This window comes from Pseudomonas zeae, assembly GCF_014268485.2.
Lineage (GTDB): Bacteria > Pseudomonadota > Gammaproteobacteria > Pseudomonadales > Pseudomonadaceae > Aquipseudomonas > Aquipseudomonas neuropathica.
This window is the reverse complement of sequence record NZ_CP077090.1, coordinates 576,664-587,854: the sequence shown is the minus strand read 5'-3', so window position 1 is coordinate 587,854 and position 11,191 is coordinate 576,664. Positions and strand designations below refer to the sequence as shown.

Here is an 11,191-nt window from a genome sequence, read left to right as displayed (position 1 = left end):
GTCATTTTTTGTTCATATTGATAAAAAACCAATAAAACAGGGATTTGCAAACAAAATGAGAACGAGTCCACAAATAACTGCCTAAGCACGGTTTCGTGCCAGCCCGTTGTGCATAAGCCGCCAATCAAAACGACATAACTGCCGAAATTCACCGGTTCGAAGCGAACAATTGCGGCGCATCGCCAGCCTTGCTATACAAGTCCACAGCGTGCCGCCAGCGCACCTACAAACAAGAACAATCAGACCGACAGGAAGCGACCGTGACGTTCATTTCTTATGCGCAGAATTTTGAAGACGTCCGCTTGTGGCGTGCCCTCAAGCAAGTCGAGCAAGGCTTCTATATCGATGTCGGTGCCAACGACCCACATCACGACTCGGTCACCAAAGCCTTCTATGACCACGGCTGGCAAGGCGTGAACGTCGAACCGATGCAGGACTACCACGACGCCCTCTGCCAGCAACGCCCGCGCGACGCCACCGTGCAATGCATCGCCAGCGACCAGCCCGGCGAAATGACCTTCTACGCCATCCCCGACACCGGTTTGTCCACGGCCGACCCGACGATCGCCCAGCACCACAAAAATCAAGGCATGGACGTGCGCAGCCTCACCGTGAAGGCCCGTACGCTGACGTCGATCTGCGAACAATATGCCGCTGATCGGCCGATCCACTTTCTGAAAATCGACGTCGAAGGCCACGAAGAAAGCGTCCTGCGCGGCATGGACTTCAGCCGATTCCGCCCCTGGATCATCGTCATCGAAACCCCATGGGAGCGCGACCACACCTGGGAACCGCTGGTCACCGACGCCGGTTACCAAGCGATCCTCTTCGACGGCCTCAACACCTGGTTCCTCGCCGACGAATACATGCAGCTCAAACCGGCTTTCGACATTCCACCGTGCAACCTCGACAACTTCCAACTGTGCAAAGGCCACGCCTTCGCCCACCCGATCAGCGCCAGCGAAGTCGACACCGCCCAACAACTGGCCAACGCTCTGCAACGCGCCGAACAGGCCGAAGCGCAACTGGCAGCCCTGCAAAACAGCCGCACATTGAAGGCGGTGCAAACGCTGCGAAATGTGCTGCGCAGGGCTTGATTCGAGCGGATGCAAAAATAGTCTGAATTCAGGGGTTTACAGAAATTATCCAGTCGCTATAATCGTCGCCCACACGCCGGTATAGCTCAGTTGGTAGAGCAACTGACTTGTAATCAGTAGGTCCCGGGTTCGACTCCTGGTGCCGGCACCATACAAAACGAAGCCCCTGCAGAAATGCAGGGGCTTTGTTGTTTGTGGCGTTTGAATAGGGAAGCGCAATAGCCGAGCAGTCACTGCTTTGTCCCTCAGCCTGTGAGCGGTGCCCCCTCTCAAGATCTAAAAAGATCTTTTGAATAGATCGGCAATCCACCACAAGACCGCCTGACTTCATCATCCTGCAAAAATCCTCGCCCATAGAGCAACAACGAAATCCTGAAGAAACTCCACTCAGTCCCTTGTCAGCCGTTGAGATCTCGAACTGTCCCACCGCCAGTATTCAAGCTTGCTGATCCGTTACAAGTTGATACGCGAAGTTGGTTTTGACGCGGAAATTTACGCATAAACTCGCCACGGACAACGTCGCCCACGGAGCAAGTGATGTCAAAACGAAAAAACGCCATGGAAATCCGCGAAGCATTTGAGGAGGCAGGGCACTCACTCTCGTTATTCATCGACTTGTGTACATCCGACGTTCAACTCACCCAACGCAGCAAATTGGCCTTGTCGGCCTATGGCAAAACCTGCATGAAGAGCTTTGAAGACGCCGAAAGCGGGCTGCGAAGCCTAGACGAGACACGAGACGACTTCATTGACCATCGCTGATTTCCTCCTTCAATTGCTTAAGGAAGACTACGGACAGGTTGCTGACTTTGCCTAAGTAAAAGCGGTCAGCTACCAAATTGAACATTAATGAGTCTGCTGTAAAAAACACCGGACACCTCGTTTTCCGAACAGATTCTCTGAAGCTGAGGCTATTGCGGCGTTTCCCAACGTTAAATGCGGAACCTACGCTGCTTCAACCGAAAGCGAAATCCTTCGCCCAAGCTGCTGCAACGCACGTTCAACATTCTCGATCTTGGAGTGGTGCAAAAAATCCACCAGTCGATCTACCTGCGGCCGTTGCACGCCGAGACGACGCGCCAGTTCGGCTTTGCTCACACCGGACTCCAAGAGCGTATTCCAAAGCGCAACCTTCGCCGCGGTCAGCGCAGGCAGACGCAACACGACGTCACTTTTCTGTTCTCCCGCCTGCCCCGTCGGAATCAATCGACGATCATCGACGTAGATCGACAGGGCGGTCTCGATGGCATCGATAGCACTGTCGAGCGCCTGTTCAAGGGTGTCGCCAACGGCGTGCATCTCTGGAATTTCTGCGCAGGACAACCAGACACTGTCCGGCTCTTCGTGAACTTCCAACGCATATTCGAACATCACGATTCCTCTCATGGGGTACATCTGAGGAGAATTGGAGACAGACCACGTTTTTCAATTAATAGAGAGTTGTAACCTGAATTCTTTTTTACGATTTTGGTGCCGACGCCATACAAAACGAAGCCTCTGCAGAAATGCAGGGGCTTCGTTGTTTTCTGTAGCAGAAGTCTGCCCAAAGGTTTTAAGTGGTATCAAGCAGGATGCAGATCCCGCAAAGCTTCCGGATGCTGGCGGGCGACCCTAAGGAGAGTTTGAGCCGCACCCGTCGGCTGCCGGCGACCCTGCTCCCAATCCTGCAAAGTCCGCAGACTCACACCGATCAGTTTGGCAAACGCACTTTGAGAAACGCCCACTTTGGCACGCGCTTCTGCTGCCGCAGAGAGCGGCACTTGAGTCACGCGCGCAGCCTTTCCAGCCTTCATCTGACGTACAGATTCCAGCAAGTCCTGCTGGAATTGCTCCAGTTCATCGACCATCGCTGATTTCCTCCTTCAGTTGCTTAAGGAAGGCTACGGGCAAGTTGTCGAGCTTTGCCTTGGTGTAGGCAATGAGCAACCAAATCGAGCCTTCAGAAAGCGTGTTGTAATAAATGACACGTGTACCGCCTCGCTTACCCATGCCGGTGCGAGTCCACCGCACCTTGCGCAAACCTCCACTGCCAGGCACGACATCACCAGCCAGAGGATTTGCAGCAAGCCAATTTATGAATTCATGGCGCTCACCATCGACCCATATGGCGTCTGCATAGCGCTTGAACATTTCCGTTTCGATGATTGTATACATGAACCTGACTATACGGCTACGCCGTACAAACATACCATAAACGTTTATAGGGACAGATCGACGAAATGCATGGCGCGAAGCCTTGTGAAATCTGTTGTAACGACAAGCCACTACTAGCCACCGTTGCTCATTCGCCCCTCGCAAAGCTACCGTTCAGTTCGTCGCTGCCAATTCAGCGACCGGGCCTGAGAACCCGCGTAAGATACAGGCGCACCAGCGCCCCAAATCACGATTGCCGGCGCTTTTTTGTGCCCGCATCCACGTGTAATGGCGGCTGTGCGTGGGAGACCTTCGGGTCTGCCGGGTTCCTGTATCTCCGGTTTCTCAGCCTGCGCATAGCTGCCACCCTTTCGCCTGAGAACGAAAATGGCGGCTCTCATTTGATACAGGGAGTTCACAAATGAATGCCATTGATCCATCAGCAATTCACAGAGCTGCAGAAACGGTCACCTCACGACACTTCCTTACGGCAGGTGAAGCGAAATGACCGACTACCTCCATTTGAAAACCCCAGGCCTCACGCACTTTTCCTTCCAGGCCAATCAAGCGCTGTTCCGCACCAATCGTGGCGTTCCAGTGATCGCCGCTCTCTCGCACGCCTCACATTTACTTCACATTTCCAAGCTACTGACCGCAGATTCCACAGTCTCGCGCGATCCTGATCTTCACGCTTATGCCTCGCAGTATTTGCAGGAATTGAGCAAGGCGCTGATCGATGATGTGGTGAAAGTGATGGATGCGCCGCCGGACAAACCGTTGATGTAAACACCGGTGTAAGGCCCTCGCCGATGCGAGGGCTTTTGCGTTTCAGACCTGACTGATTTCAAGCACAAACGAAATCTTCTGCTGACTCGCGCTCCACACATAACGCAGATGCTTGCCCTGCTTCGGAATCGATACCGCTGGCGGCCGAAACGCGGCAACGCATTCATGGCCAGGCTGGCGAACGCTGTTGTAGAGCAGTCCCCACGACTCGGTTTCGCGCAGTTGACGGGCGAATAGCTGAGACGGCCCGTAAGCCTCCGGATCCGGATTGTGCAGCTCGGGGTGAACGTGGCGAATATCGTGTAGCGGTTTAACCACCCGATTGACGTAAGTCCGCATGGTCAACTCGAGATCCGCTTCCCGAGTCGCCGCAAGAAATCGCTCCTGGTGATAACAGGTCTCGGCGATAGCCGCAGCCTGACTGCTCGCAGCGTAGTAAACGCCGAAGGTGCCGTCACAGAAACGACTGCGTTTGCCAATATGAGTAAACGCAGCCATCACCGGAGTCGAGCCGGGGCCAGAGAGTCGGTCTTCGGGTCGCACTCGGGCAAGTACCCCGGCCTGCTCGATCAGACGATCATTGGTCAGCGCTTCAATTGCGTAGGCAACTTCCAGATCTTCGGGATCGAGCACGTCTTCGAACAACGCAATCGGCGGGAAGCTGCTGTTGACGATCCGATAGGCTCGCGTCCACGCCACATCAACCAAATCGGGCGCCTTCAACCGCGTACCCCATCGAGATAGCGACGCACATCGGCGATGTCGATCACTCTCCCCGCCAGCATGTAATCCAATGCAGTTTGCCCGTTGAACGGCGCCGCTGTGTTTGGACTGCTGACCCACGTATAGGCGCGCTCACGGTTATTGCTGAAGATGATGCTCAACGCCTTGTGAATGCCCATCAGGTAGGAGATGCGCTCAAGGGTGTCGTTAGGCAGACGTATGTTCGGCAGGTGTTTGTATTTGTAGAAAGTGGTGTTGCCGACGCCGCCCAGCAGCGTGCGTTGCTGCTCGGCGCTGCAACCCCAACGTTCCATGAGGTTGAAGAAGAACTTCAGCGCGACGCGGCCCGCTTCGGGGACGTCGAGTTGTTCGCGTGGGGTGAGGGCTGGAGATGAGGTAGGCATAGACGCCTCCTGATTTTTTGTCTTAGCTGAAGACTAGTACATAACTGTAATTTTTTAGAGTTTTGATACACAAACGAACAATCGTAATGATCAAACGCACAGAAGCCGGAGTTGAGCCGGCTTATGTCTTTCTGCGCTATTTAAACAATTCTGAATGGCTCCCTAAATCCACAAACGAGATCAGGTCTGGGAGTGTGTTCTCGTAAATCATCAGAAAATCGCCACCGATATGACACTCGCGGAATCCAGACCAATCTCCAGTCAGCGCATGATCCAGATATTCTGCCGGTAATTGCTGCCCCAAGAACAACATCGCCATCACATTCCGGACGTCGTTCATGTCTCGCCTTCCGGCACGGTTAAAACGATCCCAAGACTTCTTGAATTCAGAAGTCTGTGCACACTGTTTAGGCCGATCAGCGCGTTTTTGCGTTTTCTCCGGTTTCGCCATCAGCAGTCCTCAGCATGTCGTCTATCGAGTCGAAACGCTGACGGATTTCTCGTGCTTCCATCATCGCGCGGGCCGTTTTCTCTGATGGAATTCGCACCTCGAAGGGAAGCCCTTGAGTGGCAACAACCTGTCGCAGAAAAAGTCGCATGGCGTCGCTAATGCTCAGCCCGCAAGCGTTTAAGACTTCAGTGGCACGCGCTTTCAAATCCTCATCAATGCGGCAGCGCACATCGGTAGTTTTCAGTAGTGCAGCCATTTCAATTACCTCATCGTGATTTTGTAGCTACATCAGCGCTACCTCTGCATTGTGGTCGGAGGGATCTTCGTCGGTCAACGCGAAGTTGATGGGTGGTTGTCTACCGCCATGGCTTGCATGCCAGACATCCATTTCAACTCCTTTGACAGGTAGGCGCTATCAGCTAAATCGGTACTTTGCCTGAGACGTATCTGCGCATGACGCAGGCATAAACCTCGGAAGATGTAAGCTGTTTCTCTTCGAAAAAATCTCCCCACGCACCAAAACCACGCATTTTTTTTGACCCTCATCACCCCCACGTCACCAAAAACCCCGATCCTGTGTCAGCCTCCAGCCATCGGCGAGGACATCAATTCGCTACTAAACCCGCGACAACTATGCTCAGGTACAGGAATATAGCCAGCATATGGCGCCTGACCGGCAGTCTCGTAAACAACAATACCCAGCCCACTTTAGAGGGCATTACCCATGGATAGCAGAACCTTACGCAACCTCATGCGCATCGTGCAGACCGGCTCGTTGTCGGCCGCAGCCGAGCATTCGTGCCTGACTGTGCAGGCCTTGGCCGCGCAGTTGAACAAGGTCGAAGAGCAGTTCGGTTTCCGCTTGTTTCGACGTTCGAACAAAGGGCTGACGCTGACGCCGCAAGGCACCGAGCTCACGCCGTATATGGACAAAGTGCTGATTGCCACGCGACAGATGGAAGAAAAGGTCGAGGCGCTGAAAGTGCCGGGGCAGCGGACGTTGAAGGTTGCGTTGAACAACACTTTGGCGGCTGACTTCAATCGCCGAATGATCGGACGCCTGATCGAGGTATTTCCCGATTATCAGATGGAATTCAGCTACGCCGAGTCGATGGAAAACCTTAGCAAGCTGAAGAATGAAGACTTCGACCTGGCGGTGCTGATCGGCCCGCAACGGCCGGGACTGCCGAGCATTGTCCTGCCCGATGTGCAGGTGCAAGTGGTCGGCGCGCACTGCGGCCAGGAAAACGATCCGCTGACATTGCTGGGCAATAAGTTTCAGGTACGTCCTGCGGAAGATTGTCCTTATTCCCACAGCTTTTTGCGTTTTCTCGACGCCGGGCTGGGCAATCACGAGAACGGCCAGCGCATGGTCTATTCATGCAGTGAAACGTTGACGCTGTCTTTGATCACGCAGATGGACGCAGTCGGCATGGTCTCGCGTGAAGCTGCGCAGAAGAACGGCCTGACGATTTTCCCCGGGTTCGAGGATTTTCTCGAAGTGCGCCTAGCGGTGAACAATCCGGAGTTGTCGAACCAGGCACTCAACGATGTCGTCGACTTGCCGCTACATGAACGAGCCGAGCGCAATGTACGCAGCCGTCCCAACCGCCACACTGAGAAAGAGGTTTTTGCTGAAATACGCACATAACAACGTCGGAATCGCGGCATAGAATTCCGGGCGATCGAGCTGTATGTGCTGATCCTTGATCAACAAGGGTGTCAGGCTGATCGCAGCGACGATCGCCACCGGCAAGTATTCCAGCGCCCGCGCAATAAACGGCGGCCAGTGCTCGGTGTTGACTTGCAGTGGCAGCGCGCGTGGCAGGAAAGTCACGGCCATCATCAGCGCGACCACCAGAATCAGGAACGTTTGGTCAGGCATACACCCACTCCGCAGCCCACAAACGTGGCAATAAACACATTGAACGGCGAACTGCCGACCAGGCTCAGCGCGCCCATGCACAACACCGCGGCCGCAGCGGCGATGAGTTTGTTGCGCGTGTTGCACAGCGACACCAGTACGTAGAGCATCATCGCCGTCAGAGCGTAGTCGAGCTGGTATTTGATCAGGTGCGCCGCGTACTGCGCGCACACAGCGCCGAGCAAGCCGCCGAGCACCCATGAGGTGTGGCAGAACAGGTTGAAACCAATCAGATAGCGCACGTTGACCGGCGCGCCGGTGCCGAGTTTGACGCTGTGGAACGCGAAGGATTCGTCAGTCAGGCCACCGGCGTAAGCCCAGCGCTCCATACGGCTCAAACCGAGTGCACGCAGAGCCTTGGCCATGTACACCGACATCAACATGTGCCGCGCGTTGATCAGGAACGTGGTCAGCACGATGGTGGTCAGCGAGGCGCCGCTGGAGATCAGCGCCAGCGCGGCGAATTGCGAAGCGCCGGCATACACGAACAGACACATCGCCACCGGCAGCCACATCGGCAATCCTGCGTTGACGGCCATCAGCCCGAACACGAATGACACCGTGAAGTAGCCAGCGACGACCGGGCTGGCTTCGGCAAACGTGCGCGACGGCTGATGGGCAGCCATCAGCGGCGCACTGCCGGACGTTTCATTCATAGATCCCTCTCAAATGTCCGCTCGCCGTGGGGCTCGCAAAAACCCTGGGCAGTCCAGAATCGCTTGCCCGCGAGGTTAGCATCGTCGACGAACAGAAACATCCGTAACACGCCGACCCGTTTCATATCGGACGACGCCGCTTCAACCAGTCGTTGACCGACGCCCTGGCTGCGATAGCGCGGGCTGACCGCCAGATGATTGATGGTGCCGCGACTGCCGAGCATGCCACCGAGTACCGCGCCGACAATTTCGCCAGCGACGTCGAAGGCGAGATAGGCCGTGGTGGTTTTCTGGATCAGCACGCCGCGCAGGCACTTGGCGTCCTGCCACTCGCAGAAGGACACTTCGTCGAACTGGCGGAAGAAGCGCTCCATGCGCTGCGCATCCTTGGCCGTGGCGCGTCGCAGCACCACCGGCGTCGAGCACTCGACGCCGTCGATTGGGGTGATCTGATTAGCGAACAATGTCGAAAGCGGTCCCGGGCCGCGAGAAGGAGATCGCCAGAATCTGCCGGTATGCCATTGCATGGGTGTGCGTGTTGCGCGCCGGAGTCACGTAATGGCGCATGTCGCGATCAAGGAAGTAGGTGGTATCGAGAATTTCCTGGTAGGTGGTCGACGCCAGTTGATGCTCGTGGATGTCGTACAAACGACTCTCCGCGCCCTCGACATTATTGCGACCCCAGAAGTGCACACCGCTGAACGGATAGCCGTCGCAGTGAATGCCTTCGGGGGTGATTTCCAGTTGCTTGCCGGGTTTGATTTCGATGCGGATCTGATGGATCTGGCACTGCCAGATTTCATCGTGCAGCTCTTCCGGCAGTACGCTTTTGTACACTTCGAAATCGGTGTCGATCAGGCTGCGCATCACCGGTGAAGTAATTACTTCATCGGAGAAGTCCTGAAAGTGTCGTACCAGGCCGCCAACATAGGCGTTGTTTTCTTTCGACTGCACGTAGGCGCGATGCTCGAGTTGCTTGAGCTCGCGGGTTTTCGGGTTGTACTCAAAGTCGCTGTAACGACGGTAACGCATGCCGGCTTCGGCCTGACCGTAGTAGCTGTCAGGCTCCATGTTTTCCCAACTTTTGGTCAGTCTGACGAAGTCGGCAAAATGACCGTAGAGATTGAAGTCACCACCCTGGACGTTGACATATTTGTCGCGCCGTAGCGATTCGCCCACTTCTCTGTTCAAAACGATCATTACCAAATTCTCCGCTGCGTTGAGCGGCCTAATCTATTAGGTGGAGAATTTGCGTCCATGAGAAAGAATTTCAGGCATTTAAAGCACTGTTTGAAACGGCGTTTGCAGGCGCTTAAAAACAACTTTTACATGACAAAAACACGGGTTTTTTCCGGTTTTCATCGAATAACCGTCGAAAAAAAACCCCGAACCAGTCGGGGTTTTTCTCATGTTTCTTACACTGGATCAGGCATCAGAAGATGTTGATCGGGTAATCCACGAAAACGCGCAGTTCGTTACCGCTGACGTTGTACTCGCTGGATTTCTGCGAAACACGCAGGATCGAGCTGCGCAGTTTCACGCTCAGGTCTTTGGCCGGGCCAGACTGCACGACGTATTTGAACTGGTTGAAGATCTCACGCTCGGTGCCGCCTTCGCTGGTGGACGTGGTGATGTTGTCGCCACGCACATAAGCGAAGTTGTAGCTCAGGCCCGGTACGCCGAATGCGCCGAAGTCCAGGCCGTAGCCCAACTGCCAGCTGCGCTCGTCTTCAGCGTTGAAGTCGGACCAGTAGGAGTTTGCCAGGTAGATGGAGTTACCACCGTCACCGACGCGGTGTTGATCTTTCTGGTAACCGCCATAGGCGTAGCCCAGGTTGCTGTCGCCGGTGGAGCGCTGGTGCGCCACGGTGAACGAGTGCGGGCCAGTGGCGAATGTCGCGGCCAGGCTCCAGATCTTGTTGTCGCGACCGGTCACGATGCTTTCGCCCGGAACGGTGTTTTCGCGAACGTACGAGCTGTCGAGCTTGGTGCGATAGCCGTTGAAGTCCAGGGTCAGTGACTGATCCTTGTTGAACGGCAACACGTAGTTGGCGTTCACGTATTGTTTCTTCAATACGTCTTCGACGTCGGAAGCGTACAACGCACCTTTGAAGTTCTCGGTGAACTGGTAGCTACCGCCCAATACGTTGATCGACTTCAGACCACCGCTGTCACGGCCTTCATCGCTCTTGCGCGATTCGGCAGTAAAACGACCGGCGTTCAGTTCCAGGCCTTTGATCTCTTTGGAAGTGATCAGGGTACCGGTGTAGCTTTCCGGCAGCAGACGCACATTGTCGTAGCTCAGCACCGGCAGGGCCGGCATCTGGTCGCCGTAGGTCAACACGGTGTTGGAGAAGCGGAACTTCACCGCTGCACCGCCCTTCGCTATGTCATGGTTCGCGCGACCGTCATTTTCCTGCTTGAAGAAATCGATACCACCGGCGCCGCTACGGCCCTTGCCGCCGTCCAGACGCAGTGCATACAGACCGAAAGCGTCGACACCGACACCCACGGTGCCTTGGGTGAAACCGGACGAGAACGTACCGATGGCCGCTTGGCCCCACTCGGCTTTGTCTTTGTTGCCGTCTTTGTAATCACGATTGATGTAGGCATTGCGCAGCAGCACTTTGAGGCTGCTGTCTTCAACAAAACCCTTGGACTCGGCCTGGTCGTTAGCCATGGCCTGAGTGGCACTCAACATCCCCAGTGCGATCAGACTGATTCGCTTGTTCAACATTTTGTTTTCCTTATTACGGGTTGAAACGCGCTGTGTCGAACGGCGGAAACGGCGCTTTTGCACTCTTTTATTCACCCCGAAACAAAAAGACCCGCCCACGACGATGTCATGGCGGGCCTGCTCCTTATTTTGAGTCATGGCGGTTGGCCACAGGCGTTGGGCCGAATCGTAGCCGTGCCCTGAACAATGTGTCAATTTCAAGAATCGTCTTTAAATAGGTAAAAATCGTCTAAGAAACGTAAATTTTGCGCTGACTCCTTGCTGGGAAATGCAAACAGCC

Annotated in this window: 16 protein-coding genes and 1 tRNA gene; 5 read left to right on the top strand and 12 right to left on the bottom strand. The window is 55.0% G+C overall.

The annotated features are described in order from the left end of the window. Positions 1 to 260: 260 nt before the first annotated feature. From HU754_RS02605 to HU754_RS02595, 3 genes are all read left to right on the top strand, one after another. The gene (locus HU754_RS02605; RefSeq protein WP_186620721.1) at positions 261 to 1,097 is read left to right on the top strand and encodes an FkbM family methyltransferase; all 837 of its coding nucleotides are present in this window, start codon (positions 261 to 263) and stop codon (positions 1,095 to 1,097) included. A 75-nt stretch (positions 1,098 to 1,172) separates the two neighbouring features. Further along, a tRNA-Thr gene (locus HU754_RS02600) sits at positions 1,173 to 1,248 on the top strand. A gap of 386 nt (positions 1,249 to 1,634) precedes the next feature. Next, on the top strand, positions 1,635 to 1,859 hold the full coding sequence (locus tag HU754_RS02595; RefSeq protein WP_095113953.1) for a hypothetical protein: 225 nt from the start codon (positions 1,635 to 1,637) through the stop codon (positions 1,857 to 1,859). A gap of 183 nt (positions 1,860 to 2,042) precedes the next feature. Here HU754_RS02595 and HU754_RS02590 read toward each other — a convergent pair whose 3' ends face one another. The 3 genes from HU754_RS02590 to HU754_RS02580 form a co-directional block, all read right to left on the bottom strand. Next, positions 2,043 to 2,468, bottom strand: coding sequence for a type II toxin-antitoxin system HicB family antitoxin (locus HU754_RS02590; protein WP_186620723.1), 426 nt, complete (start codon positions 2,466 to 2,468; stop codon positions 2,043 to 2,045). Between the two features lie 191 nt (positions 2,469 to 2,659). Further along, positions 2,660 to 2,944, bottom strand: a complete 285-nt coding sequence (locus tag HU754_RS02585) for a helix-turn-helix domain-containing protein (protein ID WP_186620725.1) — start codon at positions 2,942 to 2,944, stop codon at positions 2,660 to 2,662. Further along, positions 2,934 to 3,251 carry a hypothetical protein gene (locus HU754_RS02580; protein ID WP_007909143.1) on the bottom strand — a complete coding sequence of 106 codons (318 nt, stop codon included), beginning with the start codon at positions 3,249 to 3,251 and terminating at the stop codon, positions 2,934 to 2,936. Before HU754_RS02580 ends, HU754_RS02585 begins: the two co-directional genes overlap by 11 nt. Positions 3,252 to 3,734: 483 nt before the next feature. Here HU754_RS02580 and HU754_RS02575 point away from each other — a divergent pair, with 483 nt between their 5' ends. Next, complete coding sequence (locus HU754_RS02575) at positions 3,735 to 4,016, top strand: DUF3077 domain-containing protein (protein WP_007909136.1); 282 nt, start codon at positions 3,735 to 3,737, stop codon at positions 4,014 to 4,016. 42 nt (positions 4,017 to 4,058) lie between these two features. Here the strand turns inward: HU754_RS02575 and HU754_RS02570 are convergent, their stop codons facing one another. The 4 genes from HU754_RS02570 to HU754_RS02555 all read right to left on the bottom strand — a co-directional run bounded on the left by HU754_RS02570 (position 4,059) and on the right by HU754_RS02555 (position 5,850). Beyond that, entirely contained in the window at positions 4,059 to 4,724 is a 666-nt protein-coding gene (locus tag HU754_RS02570; RefSeq protein ID WP_186620867.1) for an RES family NAD+ phosphorylase, read from the bottom strand. Between the two features lie 11 nt (positions 4,725 to 4,735). Further along, positions 4,736 to 5,143: an MbcA/ParS/Xre antitoxin family protein gene (locus HU754_RS02565; protein WP_186620726.1), complete on the bottom strand. Its 408-nt coding sequence runs from the start codon at positions 5,141 to 5,143 to the stop codon at positions 4,736 to 4,738. A 136-nt stretch (positions 5,144 to 5,279) separates the two neighbouring features. Next, positions 5,280 to 5,594 (bottom strand): type II toxin-antitoxin system YafQ family toxin, encoded by a 315-nt coding sequence (locus HU754_RS02560; protein ID WP_186620727.1) that lies wholly within the window; start codon positions 5,592 to 5,594, stop codon positions 5,280 to 5,282. After that, complete coding sequence (locus tag HU754_RS02555) at positions 5,560 to 5,850, bottom strand: type II toxin-antitoxin system RelB/DinJ family antitoxin (protein ID WP_100846572.1); 291 nt, start codon at positions 5,848 to 5,850, stop codon at positions 5,560 to 5,562. The genes HU754_RS02560 and HU754_RS02555 overlap by 35 nt, the downstream gene beginning before the upstream one ends. Positions 5,851 to 6,318: 468 nt before the next feature. Here HU754_RS02555 and HU754_RS02550 point away from each other — a divergent pair, with 468 nt between their 5' ends. Further along, positions 6,319 to 7,245, top strand: a complete 927-nt coding sequence (locus HU754_RS02550; protein WP_093430009.1) for a LysR family transcriptional regulator — start codon at positions 6,319 to 6,321, stop codon at positions 7,243 to 7,245. Here the strand turns inward: HU754_RS02550 and HU754_RS02545 are convergent. The 5 genes from HU754_RS02545 to HU754_RS02525 all read right to left on the bottom strand — a co-directional run bounded on the left by HU754_RS02545 (position 7,162) and on the right by HU754_RS02525 (position 10,911). Further along, positions 7,162 to 7,479 (bottom strand): AzlD domain-containing protein, encoded by a 318-nt coding sequence (locus HU754_RS02545; protein WP_007909127.1) that lies wholly within the window; start codon positions 7,477 to 7,479, stop codon positions 7,162 to 7,164. The genes HU754_RS02550 and HU754_RS02545 overlap by 84 nt on opposite strands. Beyond that, positions 7,458 to 8,174, bottom strand: coding sequence for an AzlC family ABC transporter permease (locus HU754_RS02540; RefSeq protein ID WP_007909125.1), 717 nt, complete (start codon positions 8,172 to 8,174; stop codon positions 7,458 to 7,460). The genes HU754_RS02545 and HU754_RS02540 overlap by 22 nt, the downstream gene beginning before the upstream one ends. Beyond that, positions 8,171 to 8,548, bottom strand: coding sequence for a GNAT family N-acetyltransferase (locus HU754_RS02535; protein ID WP_008080517.1), 378 nt, complete (start codon positions 8,546 to 8,548; stop codon positions 8,171 to 8,173). The genes HU754_RS02540 and HU754_RS02535 overlap by 4 nt, the downstream gene beginning before the upstream one ends. 79 nt (positions 8,549 to 8,627) lie before the next feature. Next, on the bottom strand, positions 8,628 to 9,374 hold the full coding sequence (locus HU754_RS02530) for a 2OG-Fe dioxygenase family protein (protein WP_034151909.1): 747 nt from the start codon (positions 9,372 to 9,374) through the stop codon (positions 8,628 to 8,630). A 232-nt stretch (positions 9,375 to 9,606) separates the two neighbouring features. Next, positions 9,607 to 10,911, bottom strand: coding sequence for an OprD family porin (locus HU754_RS02525; RefSeq protein WP_093430007.1), 1,305 nt, complete (start codon positions 10,909 to 10,911; stop codon positions 9,607 to 9,609). Positions 10,912 to 11,191: the final 280 nt, after the last annotated feature.